Source organism: Kitasatospora sp. NPDC088160, assembly GCF_044741445.1.
Taxonomy (GTDB): domain Bacteria; phylum Actinomycetota; class Actinomycetes; order Streptomycetales; family Streptomycetaceae; genus Kitasatospora.
This window is the reverse complement of the sequence record NZ_JBIUSS010000004.1, coordinates 203958-224034: the sequence shown is the minus strand read 5'-3', so window position 1 is coordinate 224034 and position 20077 is coordinate 203958. Positions and strand designations below refer to the sequence as shown.

Annotated in this window: 21 protein-coding genes; 11 read left to right on the top strand and 10 right to left on the bottom strand. The window is 74.0% G+C overall.

Annotated elements, in window-relative coordinates; genetic code table 11:
- The first annotated feature begins 125 nt into the window (after positions 1-125).
- On the top strand, positions 126-473 hold the full coding sequence (locus ACIOGZ_RS07835; RefSeq protein ID WP_400985193.1) for an MmcQ/YjbR family DNA-binding protein: 348 nt from the start codon (positions 126-128) through the stop codon (positions 471-473).
- Between the two features lie 160 nt (positions 474-633).
- Positions 634-1848 carry an alpha/beta hydrolase gene (locus ACIOGZ_RS07830; protein ID WP_371516833.1) on the top strand — a complete coding sequence of 405 codons (1215 nt, stop codon included), beginning with the start codon at positions 634-636 and terminating at the stop codon, positions 1846-1848.
- Positions 1849-1862: 14 nt separating this feature from the next.
- Here ACIOGZ_RS07830 and ACIOGZ_RS07825 read toward each other — a convergent pair whose 3' ends face one another.
- A complete protein-coding gene (locus tag ACIOGZ_RS07825; protein ID WP_363586292.1) occupies positions 1863-2846 on the bottom strand; it encodes a WYL domain-containing protein in 984 nt (327 codons plus the stop codon).
- Between the two features lie 101 nt (positions 2847-2947).
- Here ACIOGZ_RS07825 and ACIOGZ_RS07820 point away from each other — a divergent pair, with 101 nt between their 5' ends.
- Positions 2948-3526 (top strand): TIGR03086 family metal-binding protein, encoded by a 579-nt coding sequence (locus ACIOGZ_RS07820; RefSeq protein ID WP_363586293.1) that lies wholly within the window; start codon positions 2948-2950, stop codon positions 3524-3526.
- Positions 3527-3581: 55 nt separating this feature from the next.
- Here ACIOGZ_RS07820 and ACIOGZ_RS07815 read toward each other — a convergent pair whose 3' ends face one another.
- Together ACIOGZ_RS07815 and ACIOGZ_RS07810 are read right to left on the bottom strand one after the other, a co-directional pair.
- On the bottom strand, positions 3582-4595 hold the full coding sequence (locus ACIOGZ_RS07815) for an aldo/keto reductase (RefSeq protein WP_363586294.1): 1014 nt from the start codon (positions 4593-4595) through the stop codon (positions 3582-3584).
- A gap of 71 nt (positions 4596-4666) precedes the next feature.
- Positions 4667-5143: a MerR family transcriptional regulator gene (locus tag ACIOGZ_RS07810; RefSeq protein WP_363586295.1), complete on the bottom strand. Its 477-nt coding sequence runs from the start codon at positions 5141-5143 to the stop codon at positions 4667-4669.
- A gap of 122 nt (positions 5144-5265) precedes the next feature.
- Here ACIOGZ_RS07810 and ACIOGZ_RS07805 point away from each other — a divergent pair, with 122 nt between their 5' ends.
- Complete coding sequence (locus tag ACIOGZ_RS07805; RefSeq protein WP_400985190.1) at positions 5266-6099, top strand: serine hydrolase domain-containing protein; 834 nt, start codon at positions 5266-5268, stop codon at positions 6097-6099.
- A gap of 27 nt (positions 6100-6126) precedes the next feature.
- On the opposite strand, the gene ACIOGZ_RS07800 is transcribed toward ACIOGZ_RS07805, so the two are convergent.
- The gene (locus ACIOGZ_RS07800; protein WP_363586297.1) at positions 6127-6903 is read right to left on the bottom strand and encodes a pirin family protein; all 777 of its coding nucleotides are present in this window, start codon (positions 6901-6903) and stop codon (positions 6127-6129) included.
- 228 nt (positions 6904-7131) lie between these two features.
- Here ACIOGZ_RS07800 and ACIOGZ_RS07795 point away from each other — a divergent pair, with 228 nt between their 5' ends.
- The 5 genes from ACIOGZ_RS07795 (at position 7132) to fabF (ending at position 12156) form a co-directional block, all read left to right on the top strand.
- Entirely contained in the window at positions 7132-8307 is a 1176-nt protein-coding gene (locus tag ACIOGZ_RS07795; RefSeq protein ID WP_063347457.1) for a CdaR family transcriptional regulator, read from the top strand.
- Positions 8308-8397: 90 nt separating this feature from the next.
- Positions 8398-9348 (top strand): ACP S-malonyltransferase, encoded by a 951-nt coding sequence (locus ACIOGZ_RS07790; protein WP_063347458.1) that lies wholly within the window; start codon positions 8398-8400, stop codon positions 9346-9348.
- On the top strand, positions 9345-10376 hold the full coding sequence (locus tag ACIOGZ_RS07785; RefSeq protein ID WP_363629269.1) for a beta-ketoacyl-ACP synthase III: 1032 nt from the start codon (positions 9345-9347) through the stop codon (positions 10374-10376). Before ACIOGZ_RS07790 ends, ACIOGZ_RS07785 begins: the two co-directional genes overlap by 4 nt.
- Positions 10377-10458: 82 nt before the next feature.
- Entirely contained in the window at positions 10459-10710 is a 252-nt protein-coding gene (locus ACIOGZ_RS07780; RefSeq protein ID WP_363586299.1) for an acyl carrier protein, read from the top strand.
- Between the two features lie 180 nt (positions 10711-10890).
- The gene (fabF, locus tag ACIOGZ_RS07775; RefSeq protein WP_363586300.1) at positions 10891-12156 is read left to right on the top strand and encodes a beta-ketoacyl-ACP synthase II; all 1266 of its coding nucleotides are present in this window, start codon (positions 10891-10893) and stop codon (positions 12154-12156) included.
- Positions 12157-12253: 97 nt separating this feature from the next.
- On the opposite strand, the gene ACIOGZ_RS07770 is transcribed toward fabF, so the two are convergent.
- Both ACIOGZ_RS07770 and ACIOGZ_RS07765 read right to left on the bottom strand, forming a co-directional pair.
- Positions 12254-12748 (bottom strand): DUF3145 domain-containing protein, encoded by a 495-nt coding sequence (locus ACIOGZ_RS07770; RefSeq protein ID WP_063347462.1) that lies wholly within the window; start codon positions 12746-12748, stop codon positions 12254-12256.
- Between the two features lie 352 nt (positions 12749-13100).
- On the bottom strand, positions 13101-14126 hold the full coding sequence (locus ACIOGZ_RS07765) for an NADP-dependent oxidoreductase (RefSeq protein WP_400985188.1): 1026 nt from the start codon (positions 14124-14126) through the stop codon (positions 13101-13103).
- Positions 14127-14231: 105 nt separating this feature from the next.
- On the opposite strand from ACIOGZ_RS07765, the gene ACIOGZ_RS07760 reads away from it, so the two are divergent.
- Both ACIOGZ_RS07760 and ACIOGZ_RS07755 read left to right on the top strand, forming a co-directional pair.
- On the top strand, positions 14232-14696 hold the full coding sequence (locus tag ACIOGZ_RS07760; protein ID WP_363586302.1) for a MarR family transcriptional regulator: 465 nt from the start codon (positions 14232-14234) through the stop codon (positions 14694-14696).
- Between the two features lie 120 nt (positions 14697-14816).
- Positions 14817-16358, top strand: coding sequence for an LCP family protein (locus tag ACIOGZ_RS07755; RefSeq protein WP_400985186.1), 1542 nt, complete (start codon positions 14817-14819; stop codon positions 16356-16358).
- Between the two features lie 51 nt (positions 16359-16409).
- Here ACIOGZ_RS07755 and ACIOGZ_RS07750 read toward each other — a convergent pair whose 3' ends face one another.
- From ACIOGZ_RS07750 to ACIOGZ_RS07735, 4 genes are read right to left on the bottom strand one after another with little or no spacing between them, the layout of a single operon-like run.
- Positions 16410-17318, bottom strand: coding sequence for a 1-aminocyclopropane-1-carboxylate deaminase/D-cysteine desulfhydrase (locus ACIOGZ_RS07750; protein WP_400985184.1), 909 nt, complete (start codon positions 17316-17318; stop codon positions 16410-16412).
- A 9-nt stretch (positions 17319-17327) separates the two neighbouring features.
- Positions 17328-17978, bottom strand: a complete 651-nt coding sequence (locus ACIOGZ_RS07745; RefSeq protein WP_363586305.1) for a response regulator transcription factor — start codon at positions 17976-17978, stop codon at positions 17328-17330.
- Between the two features lie 4 nt (positions 17979-17982).
- Positions 17983-19266, bottom strand: a complete 1284-nt coding sequence (locus tag ACIOGZ_RS07740) for a sensor histidine kinase (RefSeq protein ID WP_400985384.1) — start codon at positions 19264-19266, stop codon at positions 17983-17985.
- Positions 19263-20012, bottom strand: a complete 750-nt coding sequence (locus ACIOGZ_RS07735; protein WP_400843517.1) for an ABC transporter permease — start codon at positions 20010-20012, stop codon at positions 19263-19265. Before ACIOGZ_RS07735 ends, ACIOGZ_RS07740 begins: the two co-directional genes overlap by 4 nt.
- Positions 20013-20077 lie beyond the last annotated feature (65 nt).

Below are 20077 nucleotides of genomic sequence, written 5' to 3'. Positions count from 1 at the left end.
GGGGGGTTGTGGGCGCCGGGGGCGGGGGTGGGGGGGCGGGGGGGCGGCCCCCCCCCCGCCCCCCCCCCCTCCGAGCCCCCTGCCCGGGCCCGCGCGCTGTCGGTCCCCTGCCCTACGCTGCGGGCATGGTGACGTTCGAGGAGTTCCGCGCGATGGCGCTCGCCCTGCCGGAGGCCGCACAGGAGCCGACCTGGGACATCGAGACCCTGCGGATCCGCGGCCGGATCTTCGCGATGGGCGCGCCCGGGGGCCGGTCCGTCACCGTCAAGGCCTCCCCCGAGGACCAGGCCGAACTGCTCGCCGCCGAGCCCGAGGTGTTCTCCAGCGCGCCGTACGTCGGGCGGCACGGCTGGGTGAGCGTCCAGCTGGACCTGGTCGATCCGGAGGAGCTGCGCGACCTCGTCGTCGAGGCCTGGCGGCGCACGGCGCCCAAGCGGATGGTGCGCGAATTCGACGTGCGGGCCGCTCTGTGACGCTGAAACGACACCGCCGGTTCATGTGAGCCATCCCACAGTTTGGGCGGGCGCGTCGCCTCTCCGGGCGCCCTACGCTTGCGCAGGGAAGCAGGCAGTCTTGTCGCACCCTCCGGGCACCGCCCGAGAAACGGTGACGGGCCCTAAGGGAGTTGGTGCGGTGCGCAACCGTCGGCGCTGGAAGCGGGTACTGATCGGGGCGTTCGCGGGCTGTGCCGTGCTCGCCGACGCCGGCGCCGCGGCGGCCCAGGCGGCCGCCTCCACCGAGCAGCTGGCGATCTCCACACCCCCGGCCGGCAGCGCCGCCTGGGTCCAGGACCACAGCTTCGACCGCACCCTGCCCGACCCGGCCACCACCACCCCGGCCGCCGCCGCCGCGTTCTTCGCCTCGCTCGCCCCCACCGAGCTGGACCGGCTGATCCGGGACTACCCGCTGGTCGTCGGCAACTTCGACGGCGCCCCGCTGGACCTGCGCTACCGCGCCAACAAGATCGCGCTGGCCGCCGAACGCGACAGCGCCCGGGCCCGCGCCGCCGACCACAAGCTCGACGCCGACACCCGCGAGCTGGCCGTCTCCCGCGCCAACGACGTCGAGCACCTGCTCGGCCCCGACCGGCAGATCCTCGCCTTCGACCCGCGCGGCCGCGGCCTGATCACCGAGGTGTGGGGCGACCTCGCCGACGCCGAGCGGATCTCCGTCGTCGTCCCCGGCTCGGACGCCGACCTCGGCCACTTCGACCAGGCCGCCGAACCGCTGCGCTCCCCGGCCGGCATGGCCCGCGCCCTCTACACCGAGGAGCAGCGGCAGGCGCCGAACACCCGCACCGCGGTGATCGCCTGGACCGGCTACGTCACCCCGTCCGGCCTCGGCCCGGACGCCGTCACCTCCCGGCTCGCCGACGTCGGCGCGCCCCGGCTGCAGCGGCTGCTCGCCGGGCTCAAGGAGACCACCCGGCCGGACGCGCCCCCGGCCCTGCTCTGCCACTCGTACGGCTCCGTGGTCTGCGGCAACGCCGCCCCCGAGATCCCGCGCGCGGCCGCCTCCCCCTCCGACACCTCCGGGATCACCGACCTGATGGTGTTCGGCAGCCCCGGCATGGGCGTGCAGAGCACCAGCGAGCTGGGCACCGGCGTGCACGTCTGGGCCACCCGCAACCCCACCGACTGGATCGGCAACGTCCCGTACCTGGAGGTCGGCGGCCTCGGCCACGGCGCCGACCCGACCGCCGGCGGCTTCGGCGCCGAGCAGATCTCCTCGGCCCGCGCGGCCGGCCACAACGGCTACTTCACCGAGGGCACCGACAGCCTGCACAACTTCGCGGCGATCTCGCTCGGCCACTACCAGGACGTCGTCCGGCCCGCCCCGAACTCCTAGAGCCCGACCTACTCCTAGTCCTGGTAGAGGCGCAGCGCGTCCGCCGCCGCCCGGGCCAGCTCGCGGCGGGCGGCGGGCGGGGCCAGCACCTCGGCGTCCGCGCCGAAGGCGAGCAGCGCGCGGACGGCCGCCGGCGCCGGGAAGACCATCGCCACCTCGACCCACTCCTCGGCCGGCCCGGCGCCCGCCTCCGGCGGCGGCGCGGTGACCCGGCCGCCGTGGATGCGGACGAACATGTCCAGCCGCCCGCGCCGCACCCGCACCCGGACCGGCAGTTCCTTCGGCAGCCGCTCCACCTGCTCGCGCAGCACCGCCCAGGCATCCCCGAGCCCCACTCCGGGGCGGCGGCGCACCGCCTCCTCGGTGGTCTCGGCGGCCAGCACCCGGTCGGCCCGGAACAGCCGGGGCTCGCCGTGCAGATCGGCCACCAGGTACCAGACCGCGGCCTTGCTCACCAGCCCGTACGGGTCCACGGTGTACTCCACCGGCGCGGGCGTGCCGCTGTGCCGGTAGCGCAGCCGCAGCCGCCGGTCGGCGAACACCGCGTACTGCAGCTCGCCCAGTTCGGGGCCGGTCGCGGCGCCGGCCGCCGGGCCGCTCTGCAGCCAGCGGGCCGGGTCGACCAGGATCCGCTCGGTGATGCGCTCGGCGGCCGGGCGGTGCGGGGCCGGCAGCGCGGCCATCACCTTGCGCAGCGCCGAGCCGAGCGCGCCGTCCAGCCCGAGGTCACTGTGCGCGCCCTGGGCGGAGAGCACGAACAGCGCCCGGGCCTCGTCCGCGGTCAGTCCGGTGACGTCGGTGCGGTAGCCGGGCAGCAGGCTGATGCCCCCGTGCCGGCCGCGTTCGGTGAACACCGGCACGCCGGCGACGGAGAGCGACTCCACGTCGCGGTAGATGGTGCGGACGGACACCTCCAGGCGCCCGGCCAGTTCGGTGGCGGGCACCCTGCCGCGGGTCTGGAGCAGGAGCAGGATGGAGAGCAGGCGGTCGGCCTTCATGGCAGCAGAATCCCAGCAATCCTGACGGCGGTTGTCAGGTTTTACTGGGAGATTGCCGTTCGAGCCCGAAAGCCCGCACCACCCCAGGGAGCTGATTCCACGTGAACTCCGTCCAGGACGCCCGCCCGCAGTACCTGCTCGCCCTCGGCCAGTTGGAGAAGCTGTTCGCCGAGATCACCCCGGGCGCCCTCGACCGGCCCACCCCGTGCAGCGCGTTCACCCTGCGGGGGCTGCTGAGCCACGTGGTCGGCGGCATCCACCGGTTCGCCTACCTGGGCGAGGGCGGCCGGGCCGAGGACGTCGTCGCCGCCACCGGGGACCTGGCGGACGACGCCTGGCCGGGCGCGCTGGACCGGGCCCGCGCCCGGGCCGTCGCGGCCTGGTCGGACGACGCCGCGCTGGACCGCCCGACCCACGCACCCTGGGGCGTGGTGCCCGGCCGGGTCGCGGTCGGCGGCTACCTGATGGAGACGGTCGCGCACACCTGGGACATCGCCCGGGCGCTCGGCTCCCGGCAGCCGCTGGACGACGCCCTGGCGCACGCCGCGTTGGCCGTCGCCCAGGCCGTCCTGTCGGCCGAGCACCGCGGCGGACCGGTCCCGTTCGGCGAGGTGCGGCCGGTCGCCCCGGACGCCGACGTGCACACCCGGCTGGCCGCCTGGCTCGGCCGGGAGGTCTGAGAAGGCACCCGGGACGGGAGGGGGAGCGGCCCGGGCGGCCGCTCCCCGGCCGCCGCTACTCCCGGCCGACCTGGGTGAGGCGCATGTCCGGGTAGCGGTCCCCGGCGACCTCGCCCGCCACCGGCTCCAGCCGGGCCAGTTCCTCGGCGGTGAGCCGCAGCGTGGCGGCCGCGGTGTTCTCGGCGAGCCGGCTGCGCTTGCGGGTGCCGGGGATCGGCACGACCGTGAGCCCGTGCACCTCGGCCCGCTGGTGCACCCAGGCCAGCGCGACCTGCGCGAGGGTCACCCCGCGGGCCGTCGCGATCTCCCGCAGCGGCGCCAGGAGTTCGGCGTTGGCCGCCGCGTTGGCGCCGGTGAAGCGCGGCTGGGTGCGCCGGACGTCGTCCGCCGCGAGCTGCTCGGCGGCCTGGAACGCCCCGGTCAGGAAGCCCCGGCCGAGCGGCGAGTACGGCACGAAGGCGACGCCCAGTTCGGCCGCGGCCGGCACCGCCGTACGCTCGACGTCCCGGGCGAACACCGACCACTCGGACTGCAGTGCGGCGATCGGGTGGATCGCGTACGCCTCCCGCAGTTCGGCGCCCGTCACCTCGGACAGTCCCAGCCGGCGCACCTTGCCGGCCCGGACCAGCTCGGCCATGGTGCCGACCGAGTCGGCCAGCGGCACGGCCGGGTCGCGGCGGTGCATGTAGTAGAGGTCGATCTCGTCCACGCCGAGGCGGCGCAGCGAGGCGTCCACGGCGGCCCGGATGTACGCCGGGTCGTTGCGGATGCTGCGGCGGCCCGGGTCGTCCTCCGTGCGCTCGAGGGCGAACTTGGTGGCGAGCACCACCCGGTCGCGGTTGGCGCGGACGAAGGGGCCGATCAGCTCCTCGTTGCGGCCGAAGCCGTAGGCGTCGGCGGTGTCGAACAGGGTGACGCCGGCTTCCAGGGCGGCGTCCAGGGTGGCGAGCGCCTCGGGCCGGTCGGTCGGGCCGTAGAAGTCGCTCATGCCCATGCAGCCGAGGCCCTGGACGCCCACGAACGGGCCGTCGGTGCCGAGCTGGACGGTGGGGAGGACGGAGACGGTCATCGCTCTGCTTCTTCCTCTGCGTGCGGTGCACTCCGCTGCGGTGTACTCCGCGTGCGGCGTGCTGATGGTGGCTACTCGTGGCGGCAGACGGCCGGTTCGTCGGACGCGGCGATCCGGCCGGAGTACAGGTCGATCTTGTAGTCGAGGACGGCGAGGGTGGCCTGGAGGTCGGCGACCCGCTGGCGGACCTCCTCGCGCTGGTCGACCAGCAGTTGGCGCCGCGCCTCGTAGGTCCGCTCACCCTCGCGGGCCAGCTCCACGTAGCGGAGCATGTCGGCGATCGGCATGCCGGTCAGCCGCAGCCGGCCCAGGAAGGCCAGCCGGTGCAGGTCGGCGTCGCAGTAGCGGCGCTGGCCGCTGGTGGAGCGGTCGACCGGGTCGAGCAGGCCGATCCGCTCGTACCAGCGCAGGGTGTGGGCGGTGAGCCCGCTGGCCACGGCGACCTCGCTGATGGTGTGCCGCGGGGTCCGGTCCGGATCGCCGACCGGGCGCTGGTACACGTCGGCGCAGGTCCGCAGGTCGAGCTGGACGGGTGCGAGCGTGGCCATGAGCGGTTACCCCCTGTGGTGAGCGGTGACGACGACGCTATCGAGTTGGAGTGCACTCCAAGCAAGCCTCGCACCCGGGTGCTCCCGCCACCCGTTTTCGGGCCTTCGTTAGAGTCGGGCGCATGGAGAGCTTGCGGATGATCGAGAACTGGCCGGTGCCCCATGCCGCGGCGGCGGTGGTCCGGGGGGCGGACGGCGCGGTGCTGGGCACGTACGGGCCGCAGCAGCACCTGTTCCCGCTGGCGTCGGTGACCAAGCTGCTCACCTCGTACGCGGTGCTGGTCGCGGTCGAGGAGGGCGTCTTCGAGCTGGACGACCCGGCCGGGCCGGCCGGCTCGACCGTACGCCACCTGCTCGCGCACACCTCCGGCCTGGGCTTCGACGAGGACCGGGTGTTCGCCGAGCCCGGCAACCGCCGGCTGTACTCCAACGCGGGCTTCGACGCGCTGGCGCGGGCGCTGTCCGACGCCGCCGGGATCGAGTTCTCCCGGTACGCCGCCGAGGCGGTGTTCGAGCCGCTGGGCATGCACGACACCCTGCTGAACACCGCGCACAGGTCCCCGGCCGGCGCCGGCGGCCTGTCCACCGTCGCGGACCTGGTCCGGTTCGCCGCCGAGCTCCAGTCCCCGAAGCTGCTGGACCCGTCCACCGTCCGGCAGGCCACCCGCGAGGTCGCCTTCCCCGGCACCAGCGGCGTGCTGCCCGGCTACGGCCACCGCCGGCCGAACGACTGGGGTCTCGGCTTCGAGATCCGCGACGGCAAGGCCCCGCACTGGACGGGCACCGCCAACTCGCCCGCCACCTTCGGCCACTTCGGCCAGTCCGGCACCTTCCTGTGGGTCGACCCGGAGGCCGGCGTGGCCTGCGTCGCGCTCACCGACCGGGACTTCGGCCCGTGGGCCGCCGAGGCCTGGCCGGCCTGCTCGGACGCGGTCCTGGCCGAACTGAACAGCTGAACGACTCGAAGGCTGAAAGGACAGCCCCTAGCCGTACGAGACCGGCGAGTGCATCTCCCAGAGCAGGAGTTCGGCGCCGGTCTCGCCGGCCGTCGGGTCGGCGAAGGCGTCGCCGGTGATCCGCACGCTGTCGCCCGGGGCCATCGAGCGGCCGCCGCCCTTGGGCCCCGGGATCGTCCGGTAGCCCAGCGAGCCGGCGGTCAGGTGCGCGTACCGCCAGGCGGCCTCGGGCAGTGCGGGCAGCGGCTGCCACGGCCCCGCCGTCGCCAGCCAGAGCGCGGCGTCGCCGCGGCGCAGCCGCAGGGCGTCCGTCCCGGCGTCGCGCTCCAGCCCGGAGGCGAGCAGCGTCAACCCGCCGTCGACCGGTTCCACCTTGCGCAGCCCGTACGCCGGGGGCGCGTCGAACACGTCCGGCTGGAGCCACATCTGGACGAAGCGGACCGGGCCGGCGGCCCCGCCGACGTTGCGCTCGGTGTGGGTGACGCCGGAGCCCGCGCCGAGGTGCTGGACCATCCCCGGGCGGACCACCCCGCCGTGCCCCCGGGAGTCCCGGTGCGCCAGCGCGCCCTCCAGCACCCAGGTGACGATCTCGGTGTCCCGGTGCTTGTGCTCCTCGTACCCGGCGCCGGGGGCGAGGAGTTCCTCGTTGCACGCGAGCAGCGCGCCGAAGTGCGTGTTCTTCGGGTCGTAGTGGCCGGAGAAGGAGAACGCGTGTCGGGTCTCGACGCCCTCGGCCGGGGTGGAGAGGTAGCGCTCGGCGGTGCGGCGCAGGTCGGCGCGGGGGCGGGCGGCGTCGTCTGTCACGGGCCCCACGGTAGTGGGTGTGACCGGCACCACCGTGCCGCTGCACCGGGGGGTGTGCACGAGCAGTCACTCACGTGAGGCAGTCTTGTCCTTGTGCCAGCCGCTTCCGCGAACTCCAAGAGCGAACCCAGTCCCACGGCCGAGCCGACCGGGAAGAGCCCGGCCCCCAGGGCCGGCCGCGACCGCCCCGGCCGGGCGGCGCCCCGCCTCACCGCGCAGGAGCGCAGAATCGCCGCCGAGCGGGCCGAGCGCCGGGCCGCGACGCTCAAGCGGCTGGAGAAGTCCTCGGGCAAGCTGGCCACCGCCGCGATCTCCCGGATGGACGACCAGCTCGGCTGGTACCGGCGGATGCCGCCGGAGCACCGCTCCTGGATCGGCCTGGTCGCCCAGGCCGGCATCGCCGCCTTCACCGAGTGGTACCGCCACCCGGACGCCGCCCAGGCGATCTCCACGGACGTCTTCGGCACCGCCCCGCGCGAGCTGACCAGGGCGATCACCCTGCGCCAGACCGTCGAGCTGATCCGCACCACGATCGAGGTGATGGAGGAGGCCATCGAGGAGGTGGCCGCCCCCGGCGACGAGGCGGACATGCGCGAGTCGGTGCTGGTCTACGCCCGGGAGATCGCCTTCGCGACGGCCCAGGTGTACGCCCAGGCGGCCGAGGCGCGCGGCGCCTGGGACGCCCGGCTGGAGGCGCTGGTGGTCAACTCGCTGCTGTCCGGCGACGCGGACGAGGGCGTGCTGTCGCGGGCCGCGGCGCTCGGCTGGGGCCAGCCCAGCCAGGTCCGGGTGGTGATGGGCAGCGCGCCGGACGGCGACAGCGAGCTGGTGGTCGAGGCGATCCGCCGGGCCGCCCGGTACGCCAAGCTGCACGTGCTGACCGGGGTGCTGGGCAAGCGCCTGGTGGTCGTGGTCGGCGGCGACAAGGAGCCGGTGCACGCGGCCCGGGCGCTGATCGGCCAGTTCGCGCCGGGCCCGGTGGTGGTCGGCCCGACCGTGCCGGACCTGCTCTCGGCGACCCGCTCGGCGCACGCCGCCGCGGCCGGCCTGCGTGCCTGCGCCGCCTGGCCGGACGCGCCCCGCCCGGTGCTGGCCGACGACCTGCTGCCCGAGCGCGCGCTGGCCGGCGACCAGGCCGCCCGCCGCCAGCTGGTGGAGGAGATCTACACACCGCTGGACGAAGCCGGCTCGGCGCTGCTGGAGACGCTGAGCGTCTACCTGGAGCAGGCCTCCTCGCTGGAGGGCGCCGCCCGGATGCTCTTCGTCCACCCCAACACGGTGCGCTACCGGCTACGACGTGTGACCGACGTCACGGGGTACGCCCCGTCCGACGTGCGTTCGGCGTTCACGCTGCGGATCGCACTCGCCCTCGGCCGACTCACCGCGGCCGGGGAGCCGAGCTGAACCGCCTGTAGGGACCTTACAATCCCGGATGGTTTTCTTCGTTACCGTCGCCTACCCGCCCCTGGGCGCCTGGCGAGAGAGGGTTGAACCGTGCTCGTAATCGTCGCCCCTGGACAGGGTGCCCAGTCCCCCGGTTTCCTCAGCCCCTGGCTGGAGCTGGACGGTGTCGCCGACCGCCTCCGCGGCTGGTCGGAGGTCGCCGGGCTCGACCTGGTGCACGCCGGGACCGAGGCCTCCGCAGAGGAGATCAAGGACACCGCCGTCGCCCAGCCGCTGCTGGTCGCGGCCGGTCTGATGACCGCCCGTGAGCTGTTCCCGGACGAGGACGTCGCCCGCAAGCTGGTCGGCGCCGTGGCCGGCCACAGCGTCGGCGAGATCACCGCCGCCGCCGGCGCCGGAGTGCTGAGCGCGCACGACGCGCTGACCTTCGTCCGCGAGCGCGGCCGGGCGATGGCCGCGGCCGCCGCCGTCACCGAGACCGGCATGATCGCCGTGCTCGGCGGCGACCCGGAGGTCGTCGCGGCGAAGCTGGCCGAGCACGGCCTGACCGCGGCCAACAACAACGGCGGCGGCCAGATCGTCGCCGCCGGCACGCTGGCCCAGCTGGAGACGCTGAAGGCGGACCCGCCGGCCGGTGCCAAGCTGGTCGCCCTGAAGGTGGCCGGCGCCTTCCACACCGAGCACATGGCCCCGGGTGTCGAGCGGCTGGCCGCGCTGGCCCCGACGCTGACCGTGGCCGACCCGCAGGTCCGCTACGTCTCCAACAAGGACGGCGAGGTCGTGGCCTCCGGCGCCGAGGTGCTCACCCGCCTGGTGTCGCAGGTCTCCAACCCGGTCCGCTGGGACCTCTGCATGGAGACCCTCGGGCAGCTGGGCGCGACCGCCGTCATCGAGCTGTCCCCCGCGGGCACCCTCACCGGACTGGTCAAGCGCAACCTCAAGGGTGTGGCGACGCTTGCCCTCAAGACCCCCGCCGACCTGGACAAGGCCCGCGCGCTCGTCGCGGAGCACGGCGGTCAGGATCAGGAGACCCAGGCATGACGAAGCCGCAGATCCGCCCGTCCGAGGGCGCGCAGTACGCGCGCATCCTCGGCGTGGGCGGCTACCGCCCGGTCCGGGTGATCCCCAACGCCGAGGTGCTGGAGTGGATCGACTCCTCGGACGAGTGGATCCGCACCCGCAGCGGGATCGCCGAGCGCCGCTGGGCCGGCCCGGAGGAGAGCGTCGCCGAGATGTCGGTGCAGGCCTCCGGCAAGGCCATCGCCCAGGCCGGGATCACCCCGGACCAGATCGGCGGCGTGATCGTCGCGACCGTCTCGCACCTCAAGCAGACCCCGGCGATCGCCACCGAGATCGCCGAGCGGCTCGGCTGCGGCACCGCCCCGGCCTTCGACATCTCGGCCGCCTGCGCGGGCTTCGGCTACGGCCTGGGCCTGGCCGACGGCATGATCCGCGGCGGCAACGCCGAGTACGTGCTGGTGATCGGCGTCGAGCGGCTGAGCGACCTGACCGACCAGTCGGACCGCTCGACCGCGTTCATCTTCGGCGACGGCGCCGGCGCCGCGGTCGTCGGCCCGTCCGACACGCCCGGTATCGGCAAGCTGATCTGGGGCTCGGACGGCTCGCAGTCCGACGTCATCTCGCAGACCCAGGCCTGGGACACCGCCTTCGCCAAGCCCGACGCCGTCAACGGCGTGGGCGAGGAGGCCAAGTGGCCGGCCCTGCGGATGGACGGCCAGCCGGTCTTCCGCTGGGCGGTGTGGGAGATGGCCAAGGTGGCCCAGCAGGCGCTGGACGCCGCCGGGGTCACCGCCGACCAGCTCGGCGCGTTCATCCCGCACCAGGCCAACATGCGCATCACCGACGCCATGATCAAGGCGCTCAAGCTGCCCGACTCGGTGCCGGTCGCCCGCGACATCGCCGAGACCGGCAACACCTCCGCGGCCTCCATCCCGCTGGCGATGGAGCGCATGCTGGAGAGCGGCGAGGCCCGCAGCGGCGACCTCGCGCTGATCATCGGCTTCGGGGCGGGTCTCGTGTACGCCGCGGCAGTCGTTACGCTCCCCTAGGCGCGTTTCGCCCCACTCATTCCGCAAAGCCTGCGTCCGGCCGCCGGTCGGACGCGTTCAACACCGAAGAGGAGCAGCCAGTATGGCTAAGGACAAGGCCGAGGTCCTGGAAGGTCTCGCCGAGATCGTCAACGAGATCGCCGGTATCCCGACCGAGGACGTCCAGGAGGACAAGTCCTTCACGGACGACCTGGACGTCGACTCGCTGTCCATGGTCGAGGTCGTCGTGGCCGCCGAGGAGCGCTTCGACGTCAAGATCCCGGACGACGAGGTCAAGAACCTGAAGACCGTCGGCGACGCGGTGAACTACATCCTCACCAACGCCGCCGCCTGACCGATCGACCCGTTCGATCCGTCCAGCACGTCCGGCGTTCTCGACGCCTCGGACGGCTGACTCGTCGGCCCGGCTCCCCCGAGCCCGGCCGACCCGCCGGCCGGGACGCCCCACCGGGCGCCCGGCCGGGCCCTTCCTCGGCTCGCCGCCGACCCCACGATCGTGAGAGAAGAAGAACCAGTGACCGCTGAAAACCGTACCGTGGTCGTCACGGGTATCGGCGCCTTCACGCCGCTGGGCGGCGACGCCGCCACCACCTGGGAGAACCTGGTCGCAGGGCGCTCCGGAGTGGCGGCCCTGACCGAGGAGTGGGCCGCCGAGCTGCCCGTCAAGATCGCCGCCCGCACGGCCGTCGAGCCGGGCGAGATCCTCCCCCGGCCGCTGGCCCGCAAGCTGGACCGCTCGGCGCAGTTCGCGCTGATCGCCGCCCGTGAGGCCTGGGCCGACGCCGGCTACGAGACGCCGGCCACCGACGACTCCTCCAAGCTCGCCCCCGAGCGCCTCGGCACCGTCATCGCCTCCGGCATCGGCGGCGTGACCACCCTGCTCGACCAGTACGACGTGCTGAAGGAGAAGGGCGCCCGCAAGGTCTCCCCGCACACCGTCCCGATGCTGATGCCCAACTCCCCGGCGGCCAACGTCGGTCTGGAGGTCGGCGCCCGCGCGGGTGTGCACACCCCCGTCTCCGCCTGCGCCTCCGGCGCCGAGGCGATCGGCTACGCGATCGAGATGATCCGCACCGGCCGCGCCGACGTCGTGGTGGCCGGCGGCACCGAGGCGGCGATCCACCCGCTGCCGATCGCCGCGTTCGCCAACATGATGGCGATGTCCAAGAACAACGACGACCCCGAGCGCGCCTCCCGCCCGTACGACAAGGGCCGGGACGGCTTCGTGCTGGGCGAGGGCGCCGGCGTGGTCGTGCTGGAGTCGGTCGAGCACGCCGAGGCGCGCGGCGCCCGGATCTACTGCGAGGCCGTGGGCCAGGGCCTGTCCTCGGACGCCCACCACATCGCCCAGCCCGAGCCGACCGGCGCCGGCGTGGCCCGCGCACTGGCCGACCTGTTCGAGCGCAACACCCTGGACAAGGCCGAGATCGTGCACGTCAACGCGCACGCCACCTCGACCCCGCAGGGTGACACCGCCGAGCTGAAGGCGCTGCGCAAGGAGCTCGGCGACGACCTCGACCACATCGCCATCTCGGCCACCAAGTCGATGACCGGCCACCTGCTGGGCGGCGCCGGCGGCATCGAGACCGTCGCCACCGTGCTGGCCCTGTACCACCGGATCGCCCCGCCGACCATCAACGTCGACGAGCTGGACGACGACGTGGACGCGGACATCGTGCGCGGCGAGGCCCGCCCGCTGCCCGAGGGCCGGATCGCGGCGCTGAACAACTCGTTCGGCTTCGGCGGCCACAACGTGGTGCTGGCCTTCCGCTCCCGGTAGTCCGCACTCCCACCCGGTACGCACCGGGTCCGAACGCACCGAGAGGGGCCGGCGCTCGCCGGCCCCTCTTCATGCGCCGCGTCGTGGGCCCGCCGGCTCAGACCACCTGGTGCAGCCAGCGCACCGGTGCGCCCTCGCCCGCGTAGCGGAACGGCTCCAACTCGTCGTCCCAGGGCTTGCCCAGCAGCCGGGAGATCTCGGCCTCCAGGTCGGCCCCCTCGCTGCGGGCCCGCAGCAGGACGGCGCGCAGCCGGTCCTCGGGGATCAGGATGTCGCCGTGGATGCCCGTGACGGCGTGGAAGATGCCGAGCGAGGGCGTGCTGCTGTACCGCTCCCCCTCCGCCGTGGCGCAGGGCTCACTGGTGACCTCGTACCGCATCAGCTGCCAGCCGCGCAGCGCGGAGGCGACCTTCGAGGCCGTACCGGGCTCCCCTTGCCAGGAAAGCTCGGCACGCCAGTGTCCGGGCGAGGCCGGCTGGCGGATCCAGTCCAGGCTCACCCGCACACCCAGCACCCCCGCGACGGCCCACTCGACGTGCGGGCACAGCGCGCGGGGCGCGGAGTGGATGTAGAGAACTCCACGTGTCGTCACCGGGACCTCCAGGCTGTGGACGAGGGTCGCCTTCCCCAGCTGCCTCGTGCCTGCAGTTGATCCACAGTTACCCACGTTAGCCGACATTAAGCTACTAAATTGAGCAAAACGGACAGGCTTTCGCTCAATGCTAGTCGAATCCTCAACGAGGTCTACCCCTCGGCCGGATCTCTCCCCCGAACGGCCCCATCGCCAGGCGGGACCCACCGTACCGCGCCGCCCCGCACCGTGGATGACGCACTTTCGGATCCGGCCGGAATGCGGTAGTGCGGCCGATTCCCCCGCGCCCGTACGCAAACCGCCCCGCACGCCCGATGGGGGGCGACGGGGCGGTCGGCGAGCTGACGACGGGTCAGCCGTCCAGGCGGACCACCATCTTGCCGGTGTTGACGCCGCGCAGCAGGTCGAGGAAGGCGTCCGCGGTGCGCTCGAAACCGTCCACCACGGTCTCCTCGTGGCGCAGTTCGCCGGACGTCAGCCAGCCGGCCACGTCGGCGACGAACTGCGACTGCAGCGCCGCGTGGTCGCTGACCAGCATGCCCTCCAGGCGCAGCCGCTTGCCGATCGCGAGCGCCAGGTTGCGCGGGGCGGCGGGGGCGGTGGTGTCGTTGTACTGGGCGATCGCGCCACAGAGCACGGCGCGGCCGTGCACGGTGAGCGCGCCGATCGCGGCCTCCAGGTGGTCCCCGCCGACGTTGTCGAAGTAGAGGTCGATGCCGTCGGGGGCAGCCTGCGCCAGCTGCTCGTGGACCGGGGCGTCCTTGTAGTTGAAGGCGGCGTCGTAGCCGTAGACGTCCACCAGCTTGGCGACCTTCTCCGCCGAGCCGGCCGAACCGACCACCAGCGAGGCGCCCTTAAGCTTGGCGATCTGGCCGACCATGCTGCCGACCGCGCCGGCCGCGCCGGAGACGAAGACCTTGTCGCCCTTCTTGAGGCCGCCGACGGCGAGCAGCCCGGCGTAGGCGGTCAGGCCGGGCATGCCGAGCACGCCGAGGTAGGCGGAGAGCGGGGCGGCGGCCGGGTCGACCTTGACCGCGTGGCGAGCGTCCAGGGTGGCGTACTCGCGCCAGCCGAGGCCGTGCAGGACGGCGTCGCCCGGGGCGAAGCCCTCGGACCCGGAGGCGACCACGTGGCCGACCGCGCCGCCCTCCATGGCCTCGCCGAGCCGGAACGGCGGGGCGTAGGACTTCACGTCGTTCATCCGGCCCCGCATGTACGGGTCCACCGAGAGGAAGGCGTTGCGGACCAGGATCTCGCCCGGGCCCGGGGTCCGGACCGGGGCCTCGACCAGGGCGAAGTCGGTCGGCACCGGCCAGCCCTGGGGGCGGGCGGCGAGGTGCCATTCACGGGCGGTCGCGGGTGCGGCCTGCTCTGCCATGGGAGGAGCTCCTTAGGTGGTTCCGATGCATGAAAGGTTGAGCTACTGAAGTAACGATGGGCATGAAAGGTTCATGTTGTCAACTTTTCAGGTAGACTCTCGGACATGGACACCCAGTCGACCCAGGCCGCCACGCCGCAGTCCGACGAGATCACCCGCGAGGTCGTCGACCTGATGGCCAACCTGGTCGCGCTGTTCCATCGCGAGTACGAGGAGGCGGCCGCCGCCCGCTCGCTCACCGGCGCCCAGGCCAAGGTGCTCGCCCTGCTGCGCCGCGGCCCCATGCCGATGCGCCAGATCGCCCAGACGCTCAGCTGCGAGCCGTCCAACATCACCGGCATCGTCGACCGGCTCGAAGCCCGCGGCTTCGTCACCCGGGAGGCCGACCGGCAGGACCGCCGGGTCAAGCTGGTCGCCGCCACCGGCACCGGCGCCACCGCCTCCGAGGAACTGCGCGAATCGCTGAACTTCGCCCGCGAGCCGCTGGCCGCCCTCGGCCAGGACGAGCGGGCCGTCCTGCGCGACCTGCTCCGCCGGATGGTCACCGGCGCCGCCGGCCCCGGGGCGTGATCAGCATCACAGCCCCGGAGCCAAATCCGGGCCACCGCCGGAGGTAACCGAACCGCCCGTCGAAACGTCTAATGTTCGAACATCGAACACGAGAGACGGAAAGACGGGGGGACACGGAGGATGGGCAGCAGCACGCGCAGGCGCCGCTACCTGCGGACAGCCATCGGCCTGGCCGCCGTGCTGGTGCTGTCCGTCGTGGGCGCCGGGGCCTGGTTCTACCACCGGCTGGACAACAACATCACCACCTTCGACCCGGGCGGCATCGCCACCGAGCGCCCGCCCGCGCCCGCCCCGGTCACCCCCGGCGCCCAACTGCCGGTGAACATCCTGGTGCTCGGCTCGGACACCCGCGACGACGGCAACAGCGCGATCGGCGGCGGCGACGAGGGCGTCGGCCACTCCGACACCGCGATGCTGGTGCACGTCTACGCCGACCACAAGCACGCCGTCGGCGTCTCCATACCCCGGGACACCCTGGTCACCATCCCGTCCTGCAAGCTGCCGAGCGGCACCTGGACCACGCCCCGGAACAACCAGATGTTCAACTCGGCCTTCACCATAGGCGAGTTCCCCAAGGGCAACCCCGCCTGCACGCAGAACACCGTCGAGACGCTCACCGGGCTGCGGATCGACCACACCATCGTGGTCGACTTCAAGGGCGCCGCCGCGATGGCCGACGCCATCAACGGCGTGGACGTCTGCGTCCCCAACAACGTCGACTCGCACGGCATACACCTCCGGAAGGGCATGCAGAAGCTCTCCGGCCAGCCCGCCGTGGACTACCTGCGGGCCCGCTACGGCTTCGGCGACAACTCCGACATCGGGCGGATGAAGCGCCAGCAGGCCTTCGTCTCCTCGATGATCAAGAAGGTGCAGGGCCAGGGCTTCTCCCTGCCCACGCTGCTCCCGCTCGCCGACGCGGCCACCCGCTCGCTCACCGTGGACGAGGGGCTGGGCACCGCGATGAAGCTGGTGGACTTCGCCCGCTCGCTCCAGGACATCAAGCTGTCCGACATCACCTTCGTGACCGCGCCCTGGCGCTTCGCCGGCGAGCGCGTCCAGCTCGTCCAGCCGGACGCCAACACGCTGTGGCGGCTGCTGCGCGAGGACCGCACCCTGGACGGCCAGAGCACCTCCGGCACCGACACCCCGGCGCCCTCCCCCACCGCCCCCGGCCCCGACGGCGCGACCCCGGGAGCCGCCGCCGGCCCGTCCGCGCCGCTCACGCCCGAGCAGGCCGCGGCTCCCGTGCTGGTGGTCAACGGCGTCGGCACCCCCGGCCTGTCCACCTCCGGCGGGGAGGCGCTGCGGGCCCGGGGCTTCCAGAACGTCACGCTCGGCAAGCCCGCCGGCGGACGGCTGCAGACCGAGATCAGCTACGACCCGGCCCTGAAGGCCGCCGCCGACCAGGTGTCCGCGCTCTTCCCGGGGTCGCGCGCGGTCGAGGAGCCGGGCTCCGAGGGCATCACCGTCACCCTGGGCCGCGACTACCGCCCAAGCCCCGCCACCAAGCTGGACGCGGTCGGCAGCGGCCCCGGCGCGAAGCCCTCCACCCCCGCCACCGCCGACCCGAGCGGCGTGCCCAGCGGGGTGCCCACCGGCATAGCGGAGAACACCCGCGGCGCCGACACCGACCCGTGCGCCGACCTGACCTTCGGATGAGCCCGTCCGGGGCCTGCCCGCTCCGGCTCCGGGCCCACTCGGGCGCCGAGTCTACTCCGGGTCGGGCAGGCCGGTGACGACGGCGGTGAGCCGGGTGCCGCGGGGGAAGGCTCCGGCGGCGGCCAGGCCGGTCAGCGCGGCCAGCAGTTTGGCCACGTAGCGGCGTTCCAGCGGGATGCCGTGGCGGGCTTCGAACCGCTCGGCGAAGGCGGCCAGTTCGGCCGGGACCTTGCCGTAGCCGCCGCCGTGGTGCGCGTGGTCGATCCGCCAGTTGTCGAACTCCCGGCCGAGGGCGGCCCGGTGGAGCCGGGTGACCTCGCCCTCCAGGTAGCCCTCGCCGCCGCGCAGCACGGCCACGCCGAGCGCCCGCGCGCCCGGCGGCAGGCCGGCCGCGATGCCCGCCAGGGTGCCGCCGGTGCCGACCGGGCAGCAGACCACGTCGTGCCCGCCCAGGTCGGGCAGTTCGGCCGGGATCGCCGCCGCGCCGGTCACCGCCAGCGCGTTGGAACCGCCCTCCGGGAGCACCAGGCAGGGGCCCCAGCGCCCCTGCGGACCGGCCGTGGGGCCGCCGTCGGCGCGGCCGGTGGCCTCCCGGTACTCGGCGCGGGTCAGGAACTCCAGCCGCATCCCGGCCCGTTCGGCCGCCCGCAGCGACCAGTTGCGCGGCCGGTCGGCCAGTTCCTCGCCGCGGACCAGCCCGACGCTCTCCAGGCCGAGCGCCCCGGCGGCGGCCGCGACCGCCCGCAGGTGGGTGGAGTACGCCCCGCCGAAGGTCAGCAGCCGGGTGTGGCCCTGGGCGACGGCGGCCGCCAGGTTGGGCGCGAGCTTGCGCCACTTGTTGCCCGGGACGCTCGGGTGCAGCAGGTCGTCCCGTTTGAGCCTCAGCTCAACCCCGGCCCGCGCGAACACCTCGTCGGTGCAGTCCACCAGCGGGGTCGGCAACAGGGCGGGTTCGAGCATCCGGCCAGCTTACGACCGGCCGGTCGGGGTGAGCAGCCCCAGGTTGTAGGCGGCGGCGACGGCGGAGGCGCGGTCCTTGACGTCGAGCTTGGCGTAGACGTGGATCAGGTGGGTCTTCACGGTGGCCTCGCTGATGAACAGCCGGGCCGCGGCCTCCCGGTTGGTGGCCCCGGAGGCGACCAGTTCCAGCACCTCCAGCTCGCGCGGGCTGAGCGGCTCCCGCACGGGCGCGCGGACCTGGCCGAGCAGCTTGGCGGCGACGGTCGGCGCGATCACCGAGGCGCCGCGGGCGGCCTCCCGGACGGCGTGGAACAGTTCCTCCCGGGCCGCGTCCTTGAGCAGGTAGCCGGTGGCGCCGGCCCGGACGGCGGGCAGCACGTCGGCGTCGGTGTCGTAGGTGGTGAGCACCAGGACCCGCCCGGGCAGGCCGCGTTCGGCCATCTCGCGGATCGCGGTGACGCCGTCCATCCGCGGCATCCGCAGGTCCATCAGCACCACGTCCGGGCGCAGCGCGGCGACCAGGACCAGTGCCTCGGCGCCGTCCCCGGCCTCGCCGACCACCTCGAAGCCGGGGGCGGCGGTGAACATCCCGCGCAGCCCGTCCCGGACCACCGGGTGGTCGTCCACCAACAGCAGTCTGATCGTCGTCGCGTCGCTCACGGTTCTACTCCTCCATGCTGATCGCCGGCAGGGTCGCGGACACGGTCGTGCGGGCGCCCGGTTCGGTCTCCAGGTCGAGCCGCCCGGCCAGGCGCTGCACGCGGCGGCGCATCACGTCCAGGCCGTAGCCGCCGCCGGTGGCCCGGGAGGCGGGCTCGGCGGCCGGGTCGAAGCCGACGCCGTCGTCCCGGACGTCCAGGGTGACCAGGTCGGGCATGTACGAGAGGGTGACGCCGACCCGGGAGGCCCGCGCGTACTTGGCGGCGTTGGCCAGCGACTCCTGGGCGATCCGCAGCAGGGTCACCTCGACCTCGGGGTGCAGCGGGCGGGCCTCGCCGGTGACGGTCAGCCCGGCGGCAGCGCCGTTGCGCTCCCGCCACTGCTCGACCAGCTCCGCCAGCGCCTCCGGCAGCGCGGCCCGCTCCAGCTCGATCGGGCGCAGCGCGTGGACGGCCCGGCGGGCCTGGGTCAGGCTCTCCCGGGCGAGGGCCGCCGCGTTCACCTGGTGCCGCTCGGCGGCCGCGGCGTCCTGGGCACGGGTCTGGTCGGCGGCCTGGAGCTGGGTGACGATCCCGGCCAGGCCCTGGGCGACGGTGTCGTGGATCTCCCGGGCGAGCCGGCGGCGCTCGTCCGCAGCCCCGGCCTCCCGGGCCTGGACGAGGAGTTGGGCGTGCAGTCCGGCGTTCTCGGCGAGGGTCTCGGTGAGCAGCCGGTTGGCCTCGGCGAGTTCGGCGTTGGCGGCCTTGCGGCGGGCGCTCAGCCGGTCGGCGACCTCGCGGAGCGCGAACAGCAACCCGACCACCATCAGGTTGAAGGCGACGACGGTCAGCAGTCCGCCGAACTCCGCCGGGCTGTCGGGCAGGGCCCCGCCGACCTGGGAGAGCGAGGTGGGGACGGTGGCCGCGGCCGCGCCCGCCATCCGGACCCGGCCCCACAGGTACTGGGCGGCGTGCAGGTAGCCGGTGAAGGCGAAGAAGCCGAAGATCGGGTTGTCCAGCACCAGCACGGTGGTCAGCGCCAGCAGGACGACGAAGTGGGCGCCGGCGTACCGGGCGCGGCCGTCCGGCCCCGGCGTGCGGTCGAGCACCGAGCGCAGGACCAGCCACAGGAACGCGGCGGCCGCCACCGGGAGGGTGGCGGCCGCGGAGCGCGCGGTCGGAACGGGGACCAGCAGGGCCAGCGCGGTGGCGAGCAGCAGGGCGACGAAGCAGAACGGGCCGATCAGCCGGTCCAACCGGTCCAACCAGTCGCCGAGCGCGCTCTCGTCGGCCGGTGGCCGCATGATCATTCCCACCGGAACAGCCTGGCAGCCGCGGCCCCCGCGAGCACCGCGTACGCCGCGAGTGTGAGCAGGCCCACGGCGTGCGGGAAGCGCCCGGACCAGGCGTCCTGCAGGGTCTGGACGGCGGCGCCGCTGGGGGTGAAGTCGCCGATCCGGTTGAGCAGGGCCGGCGAGAACTCGCGCGGCAGCCAGATCCCGGAGAAGAACATCATCGGGAAGAAGGCCAGCGCGCCGACCGCGTTGCCGGCCTTGGCGGACGGGACGACCGCGGCGAGCAGCAGGCCGACCGACAGCAGCGCGGCGGCGGCCAGCAGGAAGGCCAGCAGGAACCCCAGCGGCCGGCGCGGCAGCGACACCCCGAGCAGCGGTCCGGCCGCCACCACCAGCAGCACCGAGACGACGGCGACGCCCAGGTACAGCGGCAGCAGCGCGCCGAACAGCAGCGACGGGCGGACGGGGCTGGCGGACATCCGGCGCAGCACGCCGCGTTCGCGGTAGGTGGCGAGCAGCGAGGGCAGGCCGTTGAGGCCGAGCAGCAGCAGGGTGAAGACGGCCAGGATCGGCGCGTACAGCTGGATGGTGCTCATGCCGTGCATGTCGGGCGAGGTCTTGCGCAGGGCCGGGACGGAGCCGAGGACGAGGAACAGCACGACGGGGAAGGCGAGGCTGAACAAGGCGGTCAGCGGGTCGCGGAGGAACAGGCGGGCCTCGGCGACGGCCAGGCGGCGGACGGCGTGGGCGGTGTGGTTCACGGTGGTGGTCCCCTCGGGCGTGGTGATGGCGGCTCAGGAGTCGTGGCGGCTCAGGGGGCGTGACG